The organism is Puniceicoccales bacterium, assembly GCA_031255005.1.
Lineage (GTDB): Bacteria > Verrucomicrobiota > Verrucomicrobiia > Opitutales > LL51 > JAIRTH01.
Window position 1 is genome coordinate 1 of record JAIRTH010000026.1, and the last position, 24252, is coordinate 24252.

General features: G+C 37.5%; 24 protein-coding genes and 1 tRNA gene. 8 read left to right on the plus strand and 17 right to left on the minus strand.

Translation table 11 applies throughout. The annotated features are described in order from the left end of the window. A partial coding sequence (locus LBH49_02955; protein ID MDR0351581.1) for a hypothetical protein occupies positions 1–297 on the plus strand: 297 nt, incomplete at its 5' end. Between the two features lie 565 nt (positions 298–862). Here LBH49_02955 and LBH49_02960 read toward each other — a convergent pair. Together LBH49_02960 and LBH49_02965 are read right to left on the minus strand one after the other, a co-directional pair. Beyond that, entirely contained in the window at positions 863–2137 is a 1275-nt protein-coding gene (locus tag LBH49_02960; GenBank protein MDR0351582.1) for a putative Na+/H+ antiporter, read from the minus strand. 71 nt (positions 2138–2208) lie between these two features. After that, positions 2209–3510: a DUF1343 domain-containing protein gene (locus LBH49_02965; GenBank protein MDR0351583.1), complete on the minus strand. Its 1302-nt coding sequence runs from the start codon at positions 3508–3510 to the stop codon at positions 2209–2211. A 176-nt stretch (positions 3511–3686) separates the two neighbouring features. On the opposite strand from LBH49_02965, the gene LBH49_02970 reads away from it, so the two are divergent. Both LBH49_02970 and LBH49_02975 read left to right on the plus strand, forming a co-directional pair. Further along, a complete protein-coding gene (locus LBH49_02970) occupies positions 3687–4313 on the plus strand; it encodes a MotA/TolQ/ExbB proton channel family protein (protein ID MDR0351584.1) in 627 nt (208 codons plus the stop codon). Next, entirely contained in the window at positions 4310–4759 is a 450-nt protein-coding gene (locus tag LBH49_02975; GenBank protein ID MDR0351585.1) for a biopolymer transporter ExbD, read from the plus strand. The genes LBH49_02970 and LBH49_02975 overlap by 4 nt, the downstream gene beginning before the upstream one ends. Here LBH49_02975 and ispH read toward each other — a convergent pair. The 7 genes from ispH to pyrH form a co-directional block, all read right to left on the minus strand. After that, positions 4738–5598: a 4-hydroxy-3-methylbut-2-enyl diphosphate reductase gene (ispH, locus tag LBH49_02980; GenBank protein MDR0351586.1), complete on the minus strand. Its 861-nt coding sequence runs from the start codon at positions 5596–5598 to the stop codon at positions 4738–4740. The two genes, LBH49_02975 and ispH, sit on opposite strands and share 22 nt — an antisense overlap. A 24-nt stretch (positions 5599–5622) precedes the next feature. After that, positions 5623–6972: a DUF1343 domain-containing protein gene (locus LBH49_02985; protein MDR0351587.1), complete on the minus strand. Its 1350-nt coding sequence runs from the start codon at positions 6970–6972 to the stop codon at positions 5623–5625. Continuing rightward, positions 6969–8258, minus strand: coding sequence for a hypothetical protein (locus tag LBH49_02990; protein ID MDR0351588.1), 1290 nt, complete (start codon positions 8256–8258; stop codon positions 6969–6971). The genes LBH49_02985 and LBH49_02990 overlap by 4 nt, the downstream gene beginning before the upstream one ends. A gap of 62 nt (positions 8259–8320) precedes the next feature. Beyond that, the gene (accD, locus tag LBH49_02995) at positions 8321–9163 is read right to left on the minus strand and encodes an acetyl-CoA carboxylase, carboxyltransferase subunit beta (protein ID MDR0351589.1); all 843 of its coding nucleotides are present in this window, start codon (positions 9161–9163) and stop codon (positions 8321–8323) included. A gap of 74 nt (positions 9164–9237) precedes the next feature. Continuing rightward, the gene (locus LBH49_03000) at positions 9238–10020 is read right to left on the minus strand and encodes an MBL fold metallo-hydrolase (GenBank protein MDR0351590.1); all 783 of its coding nucleotides are present in this window, start codon (positions 10018–10020) and stop codon (positions 9238–9240) included. 42 nt (positions 10021–10062) lie between these two features. Continuing rightward, on the minus strand, positions 10063–10623 hold the full coding sequence (gene frr / locus LBH49_03005; GenBank protein MDR0351591.1) for a ribosome recycling factor: 561 nt from the start codon (positions 10621–10623) through the stop codon (positions 10063–10065). Positions 10624–10649: 26 nt separating this feature from the next. Continuing rightward, on the minus strand, positions 10650–11372 hold the full coding sequence (pyrH, locus tag LBH49_03010; GenBank protein ID MDR0351592.1) for a UMP kinase: 723 nt from the start codon (positions 11370–11372) through the stop codon (positions 10650–10652). Between the two features lie 94 nt (positions 11373–11466). Between pyrH and LBH49_03015 the strand changes: the two genes are divergently transcribed. Then, positions 11467–12378: a hypothetical protein gene (locus LBH49_03015; GenBank protein MDR0351593.1), complete on the plus strand. Its 912-nt coding sequence runs from the start codon at positions 11467–11469 to the stop codon at positions 12376–12378. Here LBH49_03015 and LBH49_03020 read toward each other — a convergent pair whose 3' ends face one another. Beyond that, positions 12379–13386, minus strand: coding sequence for a 2-hydroxyacid dehydrogenase (locus tag LBH49_03020; GenBank protein MDR0351594.1), 1008 nt, complete (start codon positions 13384–13386; stop codon positions 12379–12381). 131 nt (positions 13387–13517) lie between these two features. Here LBH49_03020 and LBH49_03025 point away from each other — a divergent pair, with 131 nt between their 5' ends. From LBH49_03025 to LBH49_03040, 4 genes are all read left to right on the plus strand, one after another. Then, positions 13518–13922 carry a hypothetical protein gene (locus LBH49_03025; protein ID MDR0351595.1) on the plus strand — a complete coding sequence of 135 codons (405 nt, stop codon included), beginning with the start codon at positions 13518–13520 and terminating at the stop codon, positions 13920–13922. Between the two features lie 183 nt (positions 13923–14105). Further along, positions 14106–14801 (plus strand): hypothetical protein, encoded by a 696-nt coding sequence (locus LBH49_03030; protein ID MDR0351596.1) that lies wholly within the window; start codon positions 14106–14108, stop codon positions 14799–14801. 53 nt (positions 14802–14854) lie between these two features. Beyond that, a complete protein-coding gene (locus LBH49_03035; GenBank protein ID MDR0351597.1) occupies positions 14855–15562 on the plus strand; it encodes a hypothetical protein in 708 nt (235 codons plus the stop codon). 126 nt (positions 15563–15688) lie between these two features. Beyond that, positions 15689–16504 (plus strand): hypothetical protein, encoded by an 816-nt coding sequence (locus LBH49_03040; GenBank protein ID MDR0351598.1) that lies wholly within the window; start codon positions 15689–15691, stop codon positions 16502–16504. On the opposite strand, the gene LBH49_03045 is transcribed toward LBH49_03040, so the two are convergent. From LBH49_03045 to LBH49_03075, 7 genes are all read right to left on the minus strand, one after another. Beyond that, a complete protein-coding gene (locus tag LBH49_03045) occupies positions 16499–17278 on the minus strand; it encodes a TlyA family RNA methyltransferase (GenBank protein ID MDR0351599.1) in 780 nt (259 codons plus the stop codon). The two genes, LBH49_03040 and LBH49_03045, sit on opposite strands and share 6 nt — an antisense overlap. Beyond that, positions 17279–17902 (minus strand): 3'-5' exonuclease domain-containing protein 2, encoded by a 624-nt coding sequence (locus tag LBH49_03050; protein ID MDR0351600.1) that lies wholly within the window; start codon positions 17900–17902, stop codon positions 17279–17281. A 60-nt stretch (positions 17903–17962) separates the two neighbouring features. Further along, positions 17963–18038, minus strand: a tRNA-Ala gene (locus LBH49_03055). 60 nt (positions 18039–18098) lie between these two features. Further along, positions 18099–21026: a UvrD-helicase domain-containing protein gene (locus tag LBH49_03060; protein ID MDR0351601.1), complete on the minus strand. Its 2928-nt coding sequence runs from the start codon at positions 21024–21026 to the stop codon at positions 18099–18101. Positions 21027–21039: 13 nt separating this feature from the next. Further along, positions 21040–21777 (minus strand): 16S rRNA (uracil(1498)-N(3))-methyltransferase, encoded by a 738-nt coding sequence (locus LBH49_03065; protein ID MDR0351602.1) that lies wholly within the window; start codon positions 21775–21777, stop codon positions 21040–21042. Between the two features lie 9 nt (positions 21778–21786). Next, positions 21787–22509 (minus strand): hypothetical protein, encoded by a 723-nt coding sequence (locus LBH49_03070; protein ID MDR0351603.1) that lies wholly within the window; start codon positions 22507–22509, stop codon positions 21787–21789. Then, positions 22506–24251 carry a BatD family protein gene (locus LBH49_03075; GenBank protein MDR0351604.1) on the minus strand — a complete coding sequence of 582 codons (1746 nt, stop codon included), beginning with the start codon at positions 24249–24251 and terminating at the stop codon, positions 22506–22508. Before LBH49_03075 ends, LBH49_03070 begins: the two co-directional genes overlap by 4 nt. Position 24252: the final 1 nt, after the last annotated feature.

Sequence of the window (24252 nt, forward strand, 5' to 3'; positions counted from 1 at the left end):
ATACTAGTGGAGACTGAAGTTTTTGATAGAGTTACAGGAGTTGACGTAGATGCATTATTAAACTTGGGATCTGGATTTTTATTTAGAGTTACAGGAGTTGACGTACTAGGAATACTAGTGGAGACTGAAGTTTTTGATAGAGTTACAGGAGTTGACGTAGATGCATTATTAAACTTGGGATCTGGATTTTTATTTAGAGTTACAGAAGTTGACGTACTAGGAATACTAGTGAAGACTGGAGTTTTTGAATCAGAAGCACTAGAATTGAGATCTGGATTTTTATTTGGAGTTGCATGACTTGACGTAGATGCATCCTCGAAATTTGACATAGTATTTGAGGCTGGAGTTACCTTATTAATTGGAGTAACTTCTAAAGGTACATAATTAATTTGCAGACTGTTGTTATCGTTATTATTGCTTTGAAGTTTACTATTACGATTAGAATTATTTTTATTCATAAACCTACTGCTTCTAGGCGTTATCGATGTTTTGCCTCTTTTAGAGTTATTATTCCTAAATCTCCTGTTATTCCTAGATCTCCTGTTATTTTTAGATCTCCTGTTATTTTTAGATCTCCTAGAATATCTTGTTCTTGTGAATTTTTTTCTATTCACAGACATATGTCTAGCATTTCTGGCTTTTGTTTTGCGTTTTTTTTGTGCGGCCATGGAATTTGTGAAGTTGCAAAATAGCAAACATAGAGCCATAAAGTATATTTTTAATTCAATTATATTCATAATATATTATAACTACATAAATACATTAATGCGATGTAGTCAATATTAATTTTTATTTTTATTTCGCATAATATATATTATATCTAATTTAAAAATGTAAGTTAACTAAAATTGTATAGAAATCTTTAAAAATACAGAAATAAGCCGAGAATTAGGGTTGGAATTACGGCCCAACTGAAAAGTTTCATTGGAGAAATTTCATGGAAATATTTTCCTAAAATCGATTGCCCGGCCGGATTTGGTGCATTGGCAATCACCGTCAGACCTCCACCAGTTACGGCTCCAGCAATCACTGCTTTCTGCAGCATCACATCGTTGGCAAACTTTGGTACCAGTGACGATAGATAGGTTATAGCCGCATTATCATTGAAGGATGTCAATAGCGTTGCCCCAAGAAACAGTTGCAGTTGGTTCAAATTTCCAAGCAGCGGTTCGATCCACCATTTCTGTAAATTGCCATGGCTAACCAATCCAGCCAAAAAAATTCCAACCAATAGCGGATTTTTTAACTCGAATTTATATTGATATTCGCTGGTTATTTGCAAAAAGCCAAGAAAAAATAAAAGAATGCCCATCAATAGAACTATGCTATGGGCATTGGCAATGCATAATCCTAAAAATAGAATATGAATAATGGTTATAAATGGTGGAATTTTTTGAGGTTTATTATCCATGGCTTTTGTCCGAACGCTGGCAAGCCTTTGGAATTCTTTTTTGAATAATAATGCATATAGAGAACTAGCCACAATAATACCAATAATGGCTTTTATCCCAAAATTGAAAAAAATCTGGGATGAGCTCCAATTCCATTGATGGGCAATCATTAGGATCGGTGGTGCAGCAAAATTTGTCAAAGTCCCGCCCACGGAAATATTTACAAACAGAAGTGCCAAGGTGGCATATTTTAAGCTGTCCGAAGGATTGAGATCATAGAACTGCTTTGATAGCAAAATTGCAGCAATGGTCATGGCCGCAGGTTCAGTAATAAACGAGCCAAACAATGGCCCTAGGATCATTATCGATAGCCACCAGCTCAACGGCGTATCGCCTCCTTTATGGGCAATTTTTCCAAGGATTGATTTGGCTAATTCGATGATCGGCCTGGTGCCGGCAATGGACATTATGGCAACCACAAATACCGCTTCGGTGTAATCCACCTTTGTACCGAAATATGCCGCAACTTCAGGCCATCCCTTGGCCAGATAGATCAATGCGATCAATGGAAGCAACCAAATGAAAAAAACCAATTCGATTTCGCTACAGATTTCGAATATCTTGGCAACCAGATGATCATTGTTAGCTTCAAAGACTTTGGCAACTTTCGCGAATTTCGGTGCAAGAAATGTGTGAACAATCGCACCTAAAAAGATAGAAGATGCTATAATATTAAATAGATCCATCACTTAGCCCATAGCATAAATATTTTACCAAAGAGCAATACTTTGCATAGAAAATATGAAATTTTATTTTTTCATTTATATAAATAATAGGGTGATGTTTTTTCTATAAATTCCTTGGCCTGGTTTTCCCATTTATTTCGAAAATATTTTACATCAATCTCTTTGCCAGCAAATAGCGTCTCTATAAATTCACGATCTCCAATGTGTTTTTTTATCATCAGTGCAAGGGGCTTGTCGTATTTATTGATTTGTTCCCAGTCGGACCATTTTTGGGCAATGGAAGTAACCGTTAGGCCAAATAATGACGGAATGGTCTTTTTTAGATCTAGGACATTTACCAATAAACATCGTTTATCATCAACCTTTAGCATTTTTGTCGAGCATCCAGCTAATGATTCTGGATCTATCTGTTTCATCTTTTCTATCATGCTTTCATAGTTCAGTTTTTTTTGATTTTTTCGAAAATGTATATTTCCAAAATGTCTATTGTCATTGTAATCAATTTTGAATTTTATGCTAAATCCACTGTTGCCAGTGATGGAACATAATGGTGCAGTTAGAGCGTAGTCACAGAGATCTCTCCAAAGTTTGATTCTCGGTGAAGTTTCGGTCCATTTTAATTCAGTTTCCGGCCAAATCATGGATCGTTTCCACCCTTCCATTTTAATCACTTGTAAATCCAATTTCGACAATACACCAGGTGGTGTAACTAATCCTATGTCAGTTCTAGATACCACACCAGAGGAAATTTTCAGTGAAGTTCTAAAAATATTATTTTTTGCATCTATGGCAATGCCAGTGCTGGCTATATAGTTTGCTATTTCACCAATGGTCATGCCATGGAACATGGGCATTCCATCAATAGGACCCAAAAATGAACACCATTCCTGTTCTATGACTGGTCCACCCACATATTCGCCACTCAATGGATTGGGTCTATCCAGGACGATGACCTTTACGCTTTCCTCAGCACAGGCTGCCAACATATATATCATTGATGACCAATAGGTATAGTACCTGATGCCAATGTCGCGCAAGTCTATTACCACCACGTCTAAGTTATTCAACCATTCGGCCTTAGGCTTTCCGTCAAGTCCATACATTGCATATACTTGCGTATTTCCTTCCTTGGTACTATCAAATGATTTTCCATCTAGACAGTCTCCATGTAGTCCATGTTCTGGTGCGAATATGGCCATTAGATTTTTGCCCAGCGCTTCCTTTAGTATGGCCAATGTGGTCTTTCCAGATGAATCTACGGCTGCATAGTGGGTTAAAATTCCCACGCGCTTTCCTTGAAGAATGTCAAACTTTCTCTCCTTTAGCACATCTATGCCAAGTTTTACGGATGGTGTTTTGGAAACATGCCCCAAAATGATACACAGAAAAATAACCAAAAAAACAGTAATAAAAATTACAATTAAATGTTTTGTAAGTTTAAGCGGCATAACTTGTTAAGTATCATTCTTAATATAATGGTTGTCAAGATTAGTTGAATGAAAAGAGTTGTACCATTGGATGAAATTCATTTATAATCCATTTAGTTCCTATGAAAATTTTTTCATCAGATTTTCTTTTTTTTGGCGATGGATTGATGCTTTTACTTATCGTTGTGGGTATAATAGCTATAGCTGTGTTTATCGAAAGGCTGCTGTTTTTAAAAAAATGTAAGATAAATGCTCAGATTTTTGTGGATGGTATAAAGGTTGCTGTCAAAGAAGGCCGCATCATTGAAGCCATTACGCTGTGCGAGGAAAATACTGGTTCTGTTGCAAATGTAATCAAAATTGCTTTGGTCAATGCCCAGGAAAAGGTAGACTCCCTTGAAAGAATCATGAAAGATCCTGTGTTGCTAGAAATAAGTTCCTATGAATCCAATGTAGGTGTGTTGAGATGTGTTGCTAAAATTGCGCCTATGATTGGAATGATAGGTGTGGCCATGTCCTTTCTTCATATTTTTGATAAAATTAATGATGCCAATGCCTATGTGGGAGCTAGTCTTTTTTCATCGGAAATTACCACGGCCATTGCCCTAATATCCGCAGGCCTAGGTGTGGCTGTTTTCTCAAATTTAGGCTACCATCTTATTCATGGCATTATCAATGGAATGATCTATGATTTGGAGTGGACCTATAATGAAATGATTCAATTTTTATCCATGAATAAATCAAAATGAGGCTGTTCATATTTAGAGATGTAAGTTCTTTAAAAGAACCAGATAGTACAGTTGATGTGTGGTCAGTTTTGTGCATCGTATTATTTTTATTTGGCATATTTTTGATGGGAGCTAGATTTGTATTTCCTCCAGGGATTCATCTGGAATTACCAAGGGCTGACAATATTTCCACATCGAAGATCCATGGTATTTTAACCATACGCTCATCGGATATGCTACTGTTCAATGGGCGGATATTTGCTTTATCGGATTTAGAAAATGAGTTAAAATTTTTCATAAAAGTTAAAAATGACAGCAACGAGAAGATTATAATTCTAGTCAGGCCTGATAAAAATCTAGGCCTAGGAGAGTTCATCCATATTTGCGAAATTATAAAATCGTCTGGTATAAATGAAATTCATGTGGCAGCTGAAAAATCACGGTATCAACCAATGGTTTCAAGGTAGGCAGCTATGTCATTTATCAAAGAATTTGGGACGGATGCGCCGGAGGTGATGCCTATTGTATCTATTCCTTTTAGATTTAGCATTTTCGCCTGATCAATATTTTCTATATAAAATACCTTTGGACAATGTTTGTTAGCAATGGATGCTAATCGACGGCTATTGGCTGATGTTTTATCACCTATCACAATGATGGCATCTGTTCCAGTGGAAATCAAATTCTTAAGTCCCTGTTGCCTAGCTTTTGTGGCTTTGCATATGGTATTTATTGTAATCAAATTGGAAAAACATTCGGTCAAAAAGGTTTCTGCAAAATTGAAAAATTCACAATCCAATGTGGATTGGGCTAAAAGCAGCAATTTGTTGGTTTTATCGGCAATCATGGTTGTAAGCTCTCGAACTTCGGTTTCATTTTGTATCACATAGATCTTGGTTTTTACATAGCCGATAAGTCCTTGGATTTCAGCATGATTTTTATCTCCAAGGATTATTATATCATACATATTTTTTGAGAATTTTTCTAAAATTTTCGAAATTTTTTTCACATAGGGACAGGTACAATCGACAATGGGGCATCCATGTTTTTTCAGCATCTGTTTTTTATCCGGTGAAATGCCATGGGCTCGAATCAGTATGATATCTTTGAATTTATTTGGTTCGGAATTTTCATCCATTTCAACTATTCCATGGGTTTCAAGTTTCTGAAGTATCTGAAAATTATGGACTAATTTTCCGCAAGTATAAACCTTTCCCGGGCAATTATTGGATGTTTCCAATGCGATCTTAATGGCCAATTTCACTCCGTGGCAAAGACCGATATTTTTATCCACTATGATTTTCACTTGGGAAGTGGATTTATGCTAATATTACTCATTATACAGATAATATTTTGCTATAGATTTTATAAACTCTTTGGCCTGGAAATCCCATTTTTCTCTAAAATATTTAATATCTATTTCTTTTCCATCAAATAATGCTGATATTAATTCATCATCACCAATGCCTTTTGCTATTACGGATTTTAGATCTTCATCGCAATCAATCCAATCGATATTTTTTTTGCCATTTTCATTCCTTTGGGATATGGATAACAATGCTAGGCTTAGTATTGCTGGTATGGTTTTTTTTATATCTTTTACATTCAATGATAAATATTTTATTTTTCCCCTTCGTTGATCTTGGGTTTCTGCTATACGCATAGAGCATCCAGTCAATATCTTCGGTTTTATGCTTTCTATTTCATCTAATACGTCATTGCAGTCCTTATTTTTTAAATATATATTTCCAAAATGTCTGTCATTGGCAAAATCCACATATAATCTTGCTTTGCAATCGGGATTTTTGCAAACCAGATGCAATATTGGAACCATGGCATAGTCTAAGACCGAGCTCCAGGTTGAAATTCTAGGGGAATTTTTATTCCAAGGTATGCCAATTTCTGGCCATGTCATATCGCGTTCCCAGAATTCCATTTTGATAATCTGTAGATCCAGATTAGCCAAAGTTTTTGATGAAACATGCAATGGTGCAGTATATTCTCCATAGTAATTGCTGTCATTGGCATCGATATCTATGTCAGCATTTTTTACATAGTTGGCAATTTCACCGATGGTCATGCCATGAAACATTGGCATATTGGCAATGGGACCAAGGAATGAGCACCATTTTTTGTCCATACTTGGTCCACCAATATATCTGCCCAATGGATTTGGTCTATCCAAAACGACCACAGGAATTTGCTCTTCGGCACAGGCAGCTAACATATATATCATGGACGAATAATAGGTATAATGCCTAATGCCAAGATCTTGCAAATCTATTACAATCATATCTATTTCTTCTAGCCATGATTTTTTCGGTTTTGCATCATAGCCATACATGGCATAGACAAGTATGCCATCCTCTTCGTCTGAACTGAAGGTTTCACCGGCTAAAAATTTGCCTTTCAGTCCATGCTCAGGTGCAAATATGGCAATTAAATTATCTTCACAGACTTCCTTCAAAATTTTCCACGTGGGATTTCCAATGCTATCCACAGCAGCCTGATTGGTTAAAACACCAATGCGTTTGCCTTTAATAATGTCAAATTTTTCCCTCTTTAAAATATCTATGCCAAGTTTTACAGCAAATTTATTTGGCATTACTCTATAACAGGCAGTATAATATAAAAAAACACCAACGAGAGATAACCATAAAAATCTTATAAACGCATTCATGTCAACGTTGATTTCAATCCTATGCTAAGGAATTGCTTTATAATATCACCGGCAAGATAAAGCGATCCAGTAATAACTATATTATTTTGATTTATATCTGATAATACAATATCCATTATTCTATCACTGGCAATGTATTCATATTCACAATTGCTATCAATGGGGAAACATTTAACTAGTTCATCCTGGGATAAACATAAATCATGCATACTTTTCGTAAGGTAAATCTTTAAAGAAATACTTGCAAGTATTTTTAACATCCTCGATGCTCTTGATACATAATTTGACGCAAAAATTACAATGGGTTTATTTTGTCCATAGATGGTAGTAATTTCATCTGCTATGGCGATGGCACCAGCTTCATTATGAGCTCCATCTATGATTACTTTGTTTTTTCTTTTTTTTTCTATTTTGTCTAGTTTTTCGTCATTATTCAGGTCAAAAATTTGCCATCGAGCTGCCCATTTGAATGTCAAAATTCCATTAATTATTTGTTCTTCGGACAACATTAGTTTATCGGTCAACTCTTTGGCCACTCGATGGGCAATGCTTGCGTTATGATTTTGATAGCGAGGTGTCAAAGTTATGGGCAATAAATCCTTGGCAATGACCATAGTGGCTGATTTTTCATCGACGATTTTCTCTATCTCTAGCATAGCTTCGCTGGGCAGATTTCTGCCAACTATTACTTTATTTTCTCGGCGAATGATTCCAGCTTTTTCTCTTGCTATGCTGGAAATTGTTTCGCCCAGCATGTCCTCATGGTCAAAGGATATGCTGGTCAAAACCGAGATGTCTGTTCTGGTGGCATTGGTGGCATCCAATCTACCGCCGAGACCTACTTCTAATATTATTACATTGGGTTTTTTTTCTTTAAAATAGAGCAATGCCATGGCGATTTCATATTCAAAGAAAGAGATTTTGATGGTTGGATTATGGGCATGAATATGCTGAACCACCTTGTTTACTATTTTGAACAATTTTACAAAGTCTTTGTCTGAAATTTCTTCTCTATTAAATTGGATCCTTTCATTTATTCTTAGCAAATGAGGAGATGTGCAAAGGCCTGTGCTATAGCCAGCACCTCGGTATATGGATTCCAACATAGCACAGGTGGATCCCTTTCCATTGGTACCGCCCACATGGATTACTATGCCATCAAGATTATCGATATTAAGCTTTTTAAATAAAAACTTTACTCCATCCAATTTGTATGTGCTGTTATTGTATGACCCCTTACAGGTGTGTAAAAAATTCAACACATTGGCCATAGAATCACAATTCATGAATGATTCTTAATGCTGTTTAATGGGTAATTGCAAGTCAATATAATTCTAAGGAAAATAGCCTATTTATTGTGGCCAAAGGACCGCAGGATGAACGCTATTCTATCCTTAAGATTGTTCCTGTCGATGATTTGATCAATCAGGCCATGTTTTAGTAAAAATTCGGCGGTTTGGAACCCTTTTGGTAGTTTTTGGCGGGTGGTTTCCTCTATTACCCTTGGACCAGCAAAACCTATCAATGCTCCGGGTTCTGAAATTATCACATCGCCCAGCGATGCGAAACTGGCCATGACACCGGCCATGGTTGGATTAGTGAGCACAGAAATAAAAGGTATTTTAGCTGCTGCCAATCGGGCTAAGGCTGCCGATGTTTTGGCCATTTGCATCAAGCTAAGAATGCCTTCATACATTCTGGCTCCGCCGGAGGCAGAGACAATTATCACTGGAAATTTTTTACTAAGACCACGTTCTATGGCCCTTGTAATTCTTTCACCCACCACAGATCCCATGCTGGCGCCTAGAAACCTGAAGTCCATGACGGCCATGCTTACTGCTATGCCATTGACCTTTGCTGTGCCGACAATTACCGCTTCATCCAGGCCAGTCTTATCCTGATGGTTATGCAGTTTGTCCATGTAGGAAACCGCCCCTTTAAATTCAAGACAATCGAAGGTTTTTATGGTTTGATCATATTCAATGAACGATTCGTCATCGGCCAACAGGGCGATTCTTTCCGGTGCACAGAGTGGAAAGTGATAGCCTCGAGGAGATACCATATTATTCTTAATTAATTCTTTAGTATAGATCATTTCATTGGTTATTGGGCATTTTGTCCAAACATCCTTTGGCATTTCCTTCCTTTTTAGATTGGGCGAAGGCGGGCGTGGTCTTGAAAACAAAGCCATGATCAACTAACATTAAAAAATGAATTTATTAATTTAAAAGTCAAATCAAACTTATTTTCCATTTTTTTATTTTTTCACATTGAATGGCCCAGGCCGAGTGCGTAGTCCGGTTCGACAATCTCTATGTCAAAATTTACGCGATGGAAGATGGATTCGCTTATTATCTTTTTTATAATGGATGCATTATTGCAGTCTCTGCTCAGATGGGCAAGAAATACTTTTTCCCAGGACGGATTTAGAGCTTTAGTGATGAGTTGTATGGCAGAGTTATTTGATAGATGTCCATTTCTACCCATTATGCGTTTTTTGATATAAATTGGTCTAATGTTATCCTTGTGCAGCAGATTGACATCGTAATTTGCTTCCAGAATCAATAGATTTACTTTTTTTATTATTTCGGCTATTTTATCCGACACATAGCCCAGGTCAGTTACCCAGGCCAAGCTTTTTCCATGGTCATGAAAGCTAAATGCATAGCCAACAGGTTCATTGGCATCATGAGGTATGCTAAATGTGTTTATTTCCATGTCGCGAAAATGAATCCTATCTCCGGCCGAGAATAACTGCCAATTTAAGTGAATTTTATACTTTTCTTCTATGCCAAGAGCTGTCCCATGGGTTGCATAGATTTTTATATTATTTCTGGCCAATCCACGTAATCCTTGGCAGTGATCTGCATGCTCATGGGTTATGAATATGGCATCGATGCTACTCAAATCTATGCCGTAGCTGGCTAAATATTCGCCTATCTTTTTTCCGGATAATCCAGCATCTATCAACACGGTAGAGGATTTGGATCGAAGGACGCCGCAATTACCTTTGCTACTGCTTCCAAGGAATTTGAAATTCACAGACACGGGATATGGGTTACAAAAGAATTTGATCTGATCAATAAAAAATCACGGAGTGATGAGATCTTTTTCTTTAATTTCCAGGAGCTTTGCGATTTGTTCGATTATTCCATCGGTTAACTTTTGTATTTCCTTTTCGAATCTTTTAAATTCATCTTCGGATATAATTCCATTTTTTTTAGAATTTTTAAATAACTCCAGAGAATCTCTTCTAACCGAACGGACCCCTACCCTGGCCTCTTCGGCCATATTTCTAGCAATTTTGACCAATTCCTGTCTTCTTTCGCCGCTTATTTCTGGCACGATACAGCGGATCAATGGACCCTGGGCCACCGGAGTAAGACCCACATTGGAGGATAAAATTGCCTTTATTATGGGTTGGACTGAATTTCGATCCCAAGGATTGATTTGTATGGTCTTGTGATCGGGAATGATAATGGCCGCCAAGTCTTTAATGCGCATATTTTTGCCATAGAAATCAACGATAATATTATCCACCATACTAGACGAAGATTTGCCAGTATGGAGTGAATGTAATTCGGCGATCATATGCTGTATAGATTTTTCCATTTTTATTCTAAATTCTTCTAAAAGTTCATCTGTTTTCATGCTAAGTTTTATGTGTAAATCAGTTATTAAAATTTGCCAACTATGCTTCCAACTTGTTCGCCATGAATAGCTTTGATAATATTGCCATCGATGTTCATGTTAAAAATTATTATATTCAGGTCATTTTCTTTACATAGAGCAAAGGCTGGAAAATCCATCACCGCTATGCCCAATGAAAGAGCTTCAATATAGTCTATTTTTTCAAGTTTTTTTGCATTTTTGTCCATTTTGGGATTTTTATCATAGATGCCATCTACGGTGGTGGCTTTTAATAGTACATCGGCACCCAACTCGCAGGCCCGCAAAGCTGCAGCCGTATCCGTAGAAAAATAAGGATTTCCGGTGCCAGCACAAAATATTACAACGCCACCGGATTCCATAAATTTGGTCGAATTTTCCACGGAAAATCTATCGACCATGCCATCTATGCCGATGGCGCTTTGGATGAGTGTTTTTAGGCCAATTTGAGCAAATATTTTGGATAGGGCCAATCCGTTAATTATGGTGGCCAGCATGCCAATTTGATCATCTTTTATGCGGGTTTCCGAAGAAGATTTTTCGCCATGGCTATGGCCTCGAAAGATGTTACCTCCGCCGATGACTATACCCATTTGCGTACCCTGGCGTATTACAGTATCTATTTCCTGGCCAATGGATTCTATTGACCTTGCATCGTCCCGATTAGCAAGAGATTCGCCACTTAATTTTAGTATCACTTTTTTGTACCGTGATTCCATGTACACCGACACCTGAGTTTTTGTGTATAAAAAAATTATCTGGTCAATAGCTAGTTTACTATTCCGATCATTTACCGGAAAATAAAAAACTTGTTTCTTGGATAAAATGATGCAAAGTAATCCGATGGCCATAGGTTTGGATTTATTGGTGATGGCTGCCGGTTTAGGCAAGCGTTACGGCGGAAACAAGCAATTTGATAGATTTGGGCTGGCACAGTCTGCCATTGCCGAATATACTATTTTCGATGCTATTAGGAGTGGTATCAATCGGGTGGTATTCGTGGTGCGTGAGGAGATGAAGGAGTCCTTTTGCCGCCATATAAGTTCGAGACTTTCTGGCCATTGCGAAGTGGATTTTGCCTTTCAAACCAGTCGTGATTTTTTCCCCGAAGGTCGGGCTTTAGCTGATAGAGATACGCCCTGGGGAACTGGCCATGCAATTCTATGTGCAAAGAACAAAATACGTAGCAATTTTTTAGTGGTCAATGCCGATGATTTCTATGGTCCGTCGGCCATAGAGATGATGGCAAAATTTATTAAAAATATTCCGATGGGGAAAAATTTTTTTGGCTGTGCCGGCTATGGGTTAAAAAAAACCCTTTCGAATCAGGGAGCTGTTTCCAGAGGTATCTGTGAAACGGATGATGAATATAATCTGATAAATATTAGAGAAGTAACTGATATTCAAGGAGATATACCCTATAAATTTGCCGATCTTAAATTAACCGAAGACAGCATTGTGTCGATGAATTTATGGGCTTTTACTCCAAGCATATTTCTCCATTTAGAGGCTGAATGGAATGAGTTTTTAAAAAGCCACGGCTTTTCTAAGATCAAGGAATTTTTCATTACCACAGCGATCAATAACATGCTTAAGAAAAACTTGTTAGCGATAAAAGTACTGAAGACAGAGGCTCGATGGGTTGGTGTAACCTACCAGGGCGACAGAGAAACTGTGGATAGAGAAATTAATGGGTTAATAGCCAAAAAGATTTATACGGTACCATTGTGGCAGTGACTAGTTCACGAAATTACTACAATTTCCTGTTTTGGCAAAGGCTATCATATTATCCAAGGCAGTGTATAAGATCCTTTCGATGGCTTCTCTGCTGTTGTAGGCGTTGTGTGGTGTTAGGATGACATTTTTAAATTGCTGTAAATTAAAATTCATTACCGCTTTGACCAATTCATTGCTATCGAGCGTGTTATCGACCAATGTGTCCGGTTCACACCAATATTTTTCTCCTTCGAATGTATCCAATGCAACTCCTCCGAAAATTTCATTCTCAAGGCCCAGCAATAGGGCTTCGGTTTCTATTAATGGACCTCGGGCAGTGTTTACCAGTAGGACGCCTTTCTTCATTTTTAACACATTGTCGCGATTTATAAGATGATGGGATTCTTTACTATAGGGAACATGCAGAGATATGGCGTCGGCGGTGGTTAGGATTTCTTCCATGGAAACATATTGCACCTTGTATTGATCTATTATGTCATTGTTAGGATAGGGATCATAGGCAATGACTTTCATGCCGAAGCCATGGGCCATTCTTACCATATTTCTTCCGATGCGGCCGGTACCGATTATGCCCATGGTTTTATCTATTAGGTCTACGCCGGTGACATTATCTCGTCGGAAGGAACCCAAAGTACTTTGGGCATAGGACATGTGAATTTTTCTGGCTATATCAAGTAGTAAAGCAAAGGCATATTCCGCCACGGTATTTTCACCATAGGATGGAACGTTTGCGATTTTTATTCCTCTTTGATTAGCGTTGGCCAAATCTACGTAATCGAAGCCAGTGGTCCTCAGACTGATGGCTTTCAAATTTGGCAATATATTCATCAAATCTTTTGGAATTGGTGACAGGAAAACCGATAAAATTTCTGCAGATTTTATTTTTTCAAACTTTTCTGCCGTAGGGATTTCTTTATCCAGACACAGAATTTTTAGGTCAGTTTTGGCCAGGTAGTCAGTTACGGCTGAGATTTCCCAATCATTTAGGTCAAAGAAGGCAACGTCCATGGACGACATTGTAACTAAGAATAGCAGACTTACAATATTCTTTTAGAACAAAATAGAATAAAGCTTCATCGTATTTTACATAATTTACACAGATTTCAGTCAGTAAATGTGAATAAGTTATTTTACTTGACATGTCCAAGGCTGATTTATCGGAAAATACGGTGGATTTTATTGATAAACTCATTCCTTCAGTTCAATCCAAATATAATAAAATAGAGCAAGAAGGTCAGAAGATAAATGACGGCGGAAATTGGGTTGATTTCATTTCCCTCGAGCTAGATAAGTATAAGATTTTTTTGATGGATCTGTTTATGCCGATTTATAAGTCCTATTATGCAATTGAGCTTACGCTAACGGATATAAAACTATTTCTTAATGAAGTGACCATGAATTTTCTCAAAAGTGACATCTCGGCTGTGCTTAGTAATGATTTTCGGGAAGCGCTTTTATATGCCTTGTGCAAATTTTTTGGTGTGGACTATTCCAATAATGATGTGAAAAGTCGACTTTTTTACAATGACTTATTCCGGCATTAATGTGGGCAATTGTTTGTATGATCTATTTCTGGATGTGAATATGTGGCTCAAGGACATGAGTTCTAATAACGACTTGAGCATTTATTCAGATGTTGTGCTGAAAAATGTTGAAATGGCAATGGGAGCTTAAAGCATGAAAATAATATAAATTGACGAATGTTTGTTTTATTTTTTAATATACATATGAATGTGAGAAGTATAAAAAAATTATTTATAATGGGTGTATTTATGTCAGCTTGTGTATTAGCCAAGGCTGATTTATCGGAAAATACGGTGGATTTTATTGATAAGCTCATTCCCTCAGTTCAGTCCAGATATAATAAAATAGAGCAAGAATGTCAGAAGATAAATGACGGCGGAAATTGGGTTGATTCCATTTCTCTCGAGTTAGATAAGTCTAAGATTTTTTTGATGGATCTGTTTATGCCGATTTATAAGTCCTATTATGCAATTGAGCTTACACTAACTGATATAAAACTATTTCTTAATGAAATGACCATGAATTTTCTCAAAGGTGGCTTCTCGGATGTGCTTAGTAATGATTTTCGGGAAGCGCTTTTATATGCCTTGTGTAAATTTTTTGACATGGACTATTCCAGTAATGATGTGCTAAAAGCATTAAATATATTGCAGGGTATATATGATAATGTATATATAATAGCCTGTAATTATTGCAGATTACCCATTTCTTTTATCATAAATGATTGTAAAAAATCGACTTTTTTTACGATGATTTATTCCGGCATTAATATGGGCAATTGTTTGTATGATCTATTTCTGGATGTGAATATGTGGCTCAAGGACATGAGTTCTAATAACGACTTGAGCATTTATTCAGATGTTGTGCTGGAAAACGTTGAAATGGCAATGGGAGCTTAAAGCATGAAAATAATATAAATTGACGAATGTTTGTTTTATTTTTTAATATACATATGGATGTGAGAAGTATAAAAAAATTATTTATAATGGGTGTACTTATGTCAGCTTGTGTATTAGCCAAGGCTAATTTATCGAAAAATATGATTGATTTTATTGATAAGCTCATGCCTTCAGTTCAATCCAAGCATAATGAAATGCAGAAAAAAGTTCAGAAAATGAGTGTACCTATAAATTGGGTTGATCGTACTTACAACGAGTTAGAGGAGGTCAAGTTTTTTTTTTCGGATCTATTTAAACCGGTTTATGAAAAATATAAAGACTACGGCGATCGCCCAATGAATGAAAAAGAAATGAAAGCATTTTTCGGCAAAGTAACTATTAAGTTTTTAGAAAATAACCCTGTGGATGTATCTGACAGTGATTTACGAGAAGCACTTTTATATGCATTGTGCAAATTTTTAAACAAGAGCTATTCTTATGACAATGTGATCAAAGCATTAAAGAAGCTGAAGAATATTTGTAATAGTTTATATTTAAATGCTAGTGTCTATTGTATGTTCAATATAAGGGATATTATATCTAATTGTGAAGAATCTGCTTTTTATAAATATGAATCACGAAGTGGTGATAGCATGTATCATTGCTTAAAATACCTATTTATGTCCATAGACGTATGGGTTGACGGCATGGTCGATAAAAATGATTTTTACGTTTATGCAGAACCTGTACTTGAACAGATAAAAGCTATGAAGGAAAAATAATCTGACTTGATGTAAAAATATGGAAAAGTGAAAATCTTGAATATATCCTTTGTGGTTTTCTAACTATGTTGAATATTAATATTTTACTTGACGTGTAATTGGTTTTGATTTTCAATATACCCATATATGAAAATTGTAAAAAAAATATTTATGGTCAGTGCGCTTATGTTAGTTTGTTCGCTGACCATGGCCGATGAATTAGATGATTTGATCAAAAGTTATCCAATGTTTACTGAAGGTAAATATGCGAAAATAAAAAATGAAAAACGAAGAAACAAGTCAGTATGGGATTTAATCAGGAATATCAATTCTATTTTTCCCTGTGAAATAAAAGGTATATGTAAATGTATTAATGAGGCATTGGATCTATTTGATCGGGTAAAATGTTTTACCTATAATGCTGTGAAACTATCCATATATATAAAAGCTTTTAATAATGTTATTTCTAGTAACTATTTCCGCTGTATCATGTTCAATACTGGAAGAGATATTTCAGGGATGTGTTGTCTTGGTGACAAGCCCTGGAACTATGCCAGGGAAATATATCAAAGATTGGCCAAGGTGATTGGTTCTCCCTGTTATGGAAGTGATATTGATGGGTTTCCCAACCTAAGCTACGATTTGCTTAGTCCCATGATAAAACTTCTTAGTTCGTTCGAACATGAAAAAATTGAAAATATACTACAAAAGATATCAGAAGTTTCTGGTGATGAAAAAGTCAGTATGAAAGTTGGAATATTACTTTGTGACACATTAAAAAATATTCTAACCACAATTTCCGACATATTAGTTCCTTTTGATGTCTATTGCAGCTATCCTAATGAGCAATGGTACATATGTACAGTGGAATATGAATTTAGTAATAATTCCATATCTAAAGAATTTCTACATAAAAAGATTGATTTGCTATATAAAAAAATTACTGAGGCATCGGAATTATAGATTGTTTCTTTCATTAGGTATGAGTTTTTTCATGCCCAAAAGAAATTCTCGGTTGCCATCGGTGCCAAGGATGGGAGAATCTAGCCTTCCAAAAAAAATACTGTTTTCAAGGGTATCTAGAGAAAATTTCACCATGGCATTCACTATTTTTTCCTGGAGTAATCGATCTTTGATTACTCCGGCATGTTTATTCGCTTCCGATTTTCCAGCTTCGAATTGAGGTTTCACAAGGGCTACCAGAATGCCATTGTGAATCAAAAATTTCCAGATATTTTCCAATACAAGCTTCAACGAAATGAACGATAGGTCCAGCACGATGATGTCGAATTTGTTAAATGGCAACATGTTAGAGCTAACCGTCCGGGCGTTGACTTTTTCTAAATTTATCATCCTGGGATTTTTTTGGAGTTTATAGTGAAGCTGGCCGTGGCCCACATCAATGCCAACGACAGTTTTGGCACCATTCTGCAGGAGACAATCTGAAAATCCTCCGGTGGATGCTCCCACGTCAAGGCATAGACGATCACGGACTTCAATGTGGAATGTCTCTATAAAATGTGCTAGTTTTTCCCCTGCCCTACTAACAAATCTTGGCGGCGAATCTATTAGAAAATTTTGATCGAGAGGAAATTTTCTGCTCGGTTTATCCACCACATCATCGGCGGAGGCCCGTACTTTCCCTGCTATTATAAGGACTTGGGCCGTGGTTCGACTGGTGGCAAGTCCATTTTTGACCAACAATTCATCGACCCTTAGGAATTTTTCTTTCACCATTTATTTTTTTGTAAATTCCCTAACTTTTATGAACAGTTCTCTGCTCACCCAGGCGTCGGTGGCGGCATAGATGATTTGTTTTTTTGATAAATTTTCCTGGGACCAGTCGGTGATTTGAGATGATTTTGATATTCTGTATTTCAAAAAAATGCCAGCGAGAGTGTTTAGGCCAGTATTTTTTATGTCAAGGGTTTTGGTCAGGTCGCTTATATCCACGAAACCGGCATCTTTGAAATTGCCAAGTTCCTTCAATTTATTGATGTCGTCTCTTATGGCTATGCCAACTTTTTTTATATGAAGAGATTCGAAGATTGGTCGTAGTGGTCTTGTGCCATTGGTCTTTGACAATTGGAACAAATACACCGATTTATCTGTGGAAATTTGAACCAGAGAAGGTGGGTAGCTTTCTCCTTTGCGGAAGGCTGGCCTACTTTCGGTGTCGAAGCCTAACAGGTCATGATTCAATAACAAAGCCACCGCTTGCTTGGCTTCTGCTATGGAATCTATTAAAAAAATTTCCCCTTGAAATTTAAACAATGGCAATGCGGCCAGCGTTTCCTTGCTGATGCTTTTGCTAAAAGGAAAAATTTTATTTTTTATGGAACGTAATAACTTGCCTAACATTTTTACTGATTTTTTATAATTAGTATATATATGATTATGTAAAACCTATAAATGAGTCTTTGGTGGAGTCGATCGGATTCGAACCGACGACCTCGTCATTGCGAACGACGCGCTCTACCAACTAAGCTACGACCCCACTTCCAGCCTGAATAGTCCATTTGCTTGGTTTAAAGTCAAGATTTCGTTATAAAATAACCTATATTTTTATCAGCTTACCCAAAAATGTGCTGTATATGTATTTCTCTGGGTTGATGTTAAAGATTTTATTTAAGGCTTGGCCGTAGAGCGTTATTTGGTTACAATAGCTTTCAATGAAGTGCCTTTCCTTGGTGGTGATGTCGGTTTTCCAATCGATTATGCGCAGATTATTTTTATTTTTTAGTAACATATCAATTCGGCCATCGATTAGCGTCGTTTCTTCCTGAGGGAGGAAGAATGAGTATTCGGTTAGGATTAGATCCGAAGAATGGATGAGGGACTGGAATGGTGCGCAATTAATCAGCTTATCTACTTCCAATGCAAGGCGTTCATTGTCGATTTCATCTATTATTTTTAGAATAGACCTATTGAAATTTTTTTCGTTCCAATGAACTAAATTCATGGTTTCGTGCCATAGCAGGCCATAGTTTATTCCCTGCTCATTTCCTTGACCATTTAATTCTTTTGGCGTCATATTTTTTGTGGTGTCGAAGTGATTAGAGTCGGCCAGACTTGGAGAGATTTTGACATAGGCTAGATAGTCTTGTTCGTTGAGACTGTTAATGCTAATGTGCATATTGTCTCTGGATGTTTCCACTGCCTTTGGAAGACCACGGGATTCAGGTGGCTTTGCTGGGTGGTGGCAAAATTCGGCTAGATCGTTGAATAATTCAAAACCAGGAGATGCTTCATCGGTTAGCCTTAGACTATCAGCAGTGGAGCCGGCGGTGGTTTGGAAGATGGCTCGGTCATCGAAGAATATTGCTGTGGATTTTTGTCTTGTAAGTGCCACATATACAAGACGTTCATCATTTTGACGCGATCTTATTTTTTGCTCATCTTTGTATTTGTTTTCCTGGAGTGCATTCATAGCGATTTTTTGACCAGACCTGGTTTTTATTAGCCTTGGAAATGCCGCTTCATGTTGCCTTTTCCCACGGAATAAAAATGGCAATATAACTATCTCCCATTCAAGGCCTTTTGATTTATGGAATGTGTATAGCTGCAGGGCGTTTTTATCGATTTTTGGAGGTGGTTGATTTTCCTTCAGAAGATTTTTAAGTGTGTTACAAAATTCCGCCAAAGGAATGTTGTTTATATCGGCCTCATTGGCTGCGGTGAGGAGGTGATCCAAGGTTGAAAAAATTTCATCTTCGGAGTTTTGGGATATGGCTAAGATCCTATCTATAAGGTGAAACGATAACACTATTTCCTCGATGATTGAACTGATACTTTTGATATAAATTTTCGATCTTAGTATCTCAAGAGCGCTTTCTATCTCGTTGATATTTTCCGCCTTTTCGGTTTTAAAATGATCTGCGACTATGCTATCTTTTATTGCAAATATTTCGTGCAAAATTCCGGCAAATTCAAAAAAATTATCCGGTTCACAAATACATGTCAATAGGGCGGTTGTCCAGGAAAAAATAATACTATCGGCGTAGGTTCGATCCTGGGAGTGCATTTGCATTTTTGGCATAGATTTATCTTGGCAGCATGCTTCCTTTATCTCTCCCAGCCAAGCTTTTCTAGGACATAGGATGGCGATGTTTGACCAATGAGAGACCTGGAAATTTTCTGGAATTTTATTAGAGAATAGCGATTTTATGGCCTGGATTTCTGGGTTTAGCTGATTTTCATTTTCCGGCCTATTTTTAACCACTATTTTTGACCAGGGAGTGGGTGTTGGTGAAATTTTTTCTGAATCCAGTTTTACGAAATCGACCTGGCCGTTTTTCCCATCAAGTATTTTTGGAAAAAAGCTATTTATATTTTCGGCGATATTTTTGCTAAATCTTTTGGTTATTGAAAAGGTCAACTTAGTCGCTATGTTGTTGTCTATGAGGTCGTTGTGAATTTTTAGATAGGTGGAGACATCGGTGCGATCGCCGTAGATGGATTGCTGGGGGTCGCCGACCATACAAAACCTGCCGGTGGTGGGGAATGTTTTGTAATCATTTTCTACCCATCCTTTGTCTATCAGACCCAGCAATAGTTTAAATTGTTCTGGATCAGTATCTTGGGCTTCGTCAAGAATGATCGAATATTTTTTTGATTTTATTTCCTCATCATAGTTTTGGCCGTGGTACAGAATTTGATTAGCCAGTTTTATCAGATCATCGAAGGTCAGTTTGCCTAGATGGAGTCTATAGGCCAGAAAATCATTGTGAATTTTATTCAAGATGTGGCCATAGGTATTTGCGGCCCAATCAATTAGTGGCATTATTGTGGATTCATAGATTTCCAAAAAATTCTGAGATTTGGTTGAAAGCTCTGGGAATTTATGGCGATATTTTTCGCCTTTTCCGTTGCCTAACCATTTTTTCAATTCATTTTGAAATCTTGCTATATTTTTGCTTCGGGAGCCGGCTTTGAACGATAGCACGTCATCGCAATTGATGTGGGGGAAATTTTTTATACAACCTGTTATAGGAGCGTGACTTAGGTGAAGATATGAACTGTGGATATTTTTGTATTTTATGAAGGTCAATAGGTAATTTTTCATTGGTTCCGGTAGTCCGGCCAGATAGTCGGTTTCCAGAGAAAAATCGTTCCAAAGTGACGAAATGTCCTGTTCTATTTTGAAATCGGCTCTTAGGTTCAGTTGCGATAGATTTTCTCTTATTATTTTTGAGGCCAGTTCATGGATTGTTCCAAAAAATACTTTGCGGATTTTTTCGAAAAATTCTTTACCAGTCGAAGTTCTTTCAATTTCGGCATGGGTGCGCTCAAGTAGTTCTGCTGCAGCTTTTTGCGTATATGTTACCAGGAGCAATTGGTCGGAGTCTTCGAAGAAATTAGTTATGATTTTTGCGATCCTTTTCACAATGGCCGTTGTTTTGCCGACGCCGGCCGGGGCAATTACAGAGAAGTTTGAGCGATGATCTTCGATGAACTTTTTTCGACTGGATAAATCTTTATTCATGGCAGGTTTTTATTCATTCCCGTGGAGTTATTTGGTCAGCTAGGCTTAGTAGGTACAAGGCCGCCGTTTCAGATCTTAAGATGTTCTGTGTCAAGGTTATGAATTTAATGTCATTGGTCAGCATCATTTCATATTCTCGTCGGGAAAAATCTCCTTCGGGGCCGACGATTAGATTTAGCATCGGTGCACTGCATATTTCTGAATGATAATCCATTAGATGTTTTTTATTAGCATTATATAGGCTTGCGACCAGAGAAATATTTTTGTTATCCTCTAGGAAAGCTTCGAGGCTCATTGGCTTTGATATTTCTGGGACGAAAGCTTCGCCGGATTGCTTACAAGCTTCTATGGCTATGGCTTTCCAGTGCAGCAATTTAGTTTCCGATGATCTGGCATTAAATTTTACATCACTTCTTTCGGTGATCAGCGGTAGAATTTTTGCCACACCCAGGGCTGCCGCATCTCTGATGATTAGATCCATGGCTTTGTTTTTCAATAGAGCCTGGCATAGTATCAATTTGCTTCTCTTGCAAGTAGTTACTGTCTTTGCAAGGAGTTCAACCTTGTCTCCTATTTTGCCGCAGATGCTGGCATTGGCCACTTCACCGTTGCCGTTCATTAGCAACACCGAATCCGACGGTCGGGCTCGAAGTACATTTATCAGATGATGGGATTCCCGACTGGAAAGCAGGTACTTTGTGCCGGAAACCAGTTGAGTGTATTCACTTGTAAAACATCGAATGGTTGACATTATATATGACTAGGCCGGAGGAATTATTTGGGCGATGTCAGTATTTTTGACCCATCCGCGTAATCCATTTTTTGCCTTGACATGTATAAAATTATCATTTTGAGCGGATGTTTTGACATATTCTCCTTCCTTCATCTGGCCAATTTTTGGGCTTTTAGATACCGGCGAGGCCAACAATTCCACTTCATTATTTATCACAATTGCCGACGATAATTCATTGGTGACCAATTTGTTAGCTTCCATTAATGTGATGGCGAAAATCGTAACAAATGATCCGGCTATGGTGATATGGATTTTGGAGAATTTTCTGCCGAGGATGGGCAAGGCAATGAAAAATATTGCTACCCAAAAGGAAATGCAGGCAATGATAAGCCATAGTTTGGCAATTTTACTCTGATGCTGTTCGGTTAAGCCGCTGTCGGATTTGTATCCCAATTTATTTCGTATCTCATTTATTTGGCTCAAAACTTTTTTTGACTGATTGATTAGCTTTGCCCTTTCGAAATGCAGTAGCGCTAACCCATTATTACCGTTGTGCTTATGTGCCATACCCAAATTAAATAATTTCGCAAAGGAGTAGCCTTCGGAGGCCATGGCTTTCTGATAGGATTCGATGGCCTCGGCATATTTTCCATTGTTAAAATGTTCATTGCCGTCGAAGAAATTATTTTCGCCGAAAGCTCCTAGGCTCGAAAGCGCGATTAAAGTAAAAAATATAGCTAGTATTTTCATTTCTGTCTGCCAAAATTGTTTATAAATTTATCAAATTCCTTGGCCATTTCCTTTGTTTTTTCCATGGTCGGCTGATGGTTACTAAACACAACGATTTCGGATTCGCTGAGAAAATTTTTTAACCATGTTTTCGTTTCTTCATCCAACCCAATCTCAATAAAAATTTCGTCAATGTTATGTAAATTCTGATCGATTTTTTTACCAGAAATCAGTTCAAATTTTTTTGCAATGGATAGTCGGGCATGTTCATAAAATGCCTTGTAATCAGACACTTTTAGTGCGTTTAAAGCTGCATTATGGGCTTTGAAAAATTCCTCTTTTATGGATGATTTTTTTCTATTGTAGGTGGATTTTTGATTGGTAGAAGAAAATCCCATGCGTACCAGTAAGATTGATAGCGTAGAACATATGGCTAAGTTTAACAGCCAGAACCATATGCCGTATAAATTTTGTCTCAGCGATGGGTAATTTGTTGAATCCATATAGATGATGGCGTCATCGTAGGTTTTGATTTTTTTTAATTCATTGGTTTTCGGATCGCCGTCATTGTTTGGTTGTGCGAAGTTACCAGATCTAGACACAATGATTTCCTGATCACCTCCCATGGACACCACTTTGTATTCCTTTGACTTTAGATCGAAGTAGGAAAATTTCAATGTTGGAATTTTGATTTGACCAGTTGTTTTTGGCATAATCACGTATTCGAAGGTTTTGGTGCCGTAATGGTTAATTTGGTCGTCGGCGGCGAAGATTGCCTTGGGTGTGTAAACCTTCCAGTGTTCGTTTTCATCCAGATCTGGGGTTTTGATTCTTGAAAAATTTCCATGGCCTAGAATTTCCACGGTCATGGTAATGGGATCATCCACCAATGCTCGGTCGCTGGATAGTTTTACTCTGCCGAGTTTAAAATCACCGATGGCACCGGAAAAATCACTGGGTTGGGAATTGCTTGGCAATGGCTTGATTTCCAATGGGATATTATCGCTCCTCAAGACCATATTTTTTTCCATCGGAAAGAAGGAAAATTCATATTGCAATATGACAGATATGGGCAGTTCGTAGCTGAATTGATTATTGCCGGATTTTAATGGAGTGATAACTGTGTTCCAGGAACACAAAGTCTGGTCATTGGCCTGGGAAACCTCGCCGTCGGAAAAGGGGCCGTCGGAAAAGGAATCTCCGATTTTTTTTGGAATATTATTCTGCAATCTCCATTGGTAGGCAGCGGACATTTTTGCGGTTATTTTGATTGGTATTGATTCTCCCACAAAATGTTCCTGGGTTTTATCAAATTCGATATCTATATTGCCCAGGGGATTTTTTTGCGAATTTTGCGAAGAAGTTTTGCTCCCGGTTGTGGATTTTTGGTTGGTTATTTTAATGGTAGCTTCCGGGATTTCGTAGCTTTCTGAGCCGATGTGGATCTTATAGCTTGGGATGGTCACGGTGCCTGGTTCCAATGGAATAATTGAGTACATTTTCACAGATTTCTGTGTCACAGTGCCATTTATGCTTGTCATTGTGGTATATTCCTGCATGGAGTTGCCAAATTTTAACCCATGGACCTTTGGAAATTTCACATCTGCATCCGTTATACCGATGAACTCGATGATATACTTGCTGCTTTCATCCATCGAAATTTCATCCGGATCGAACCGAGCAGTTATTTGCATATTATTGCCCATCGAAAGCCATGGTTGCAGCAGGCATAAAACTATGAAGAGTTTTTGTATGATTTTCATG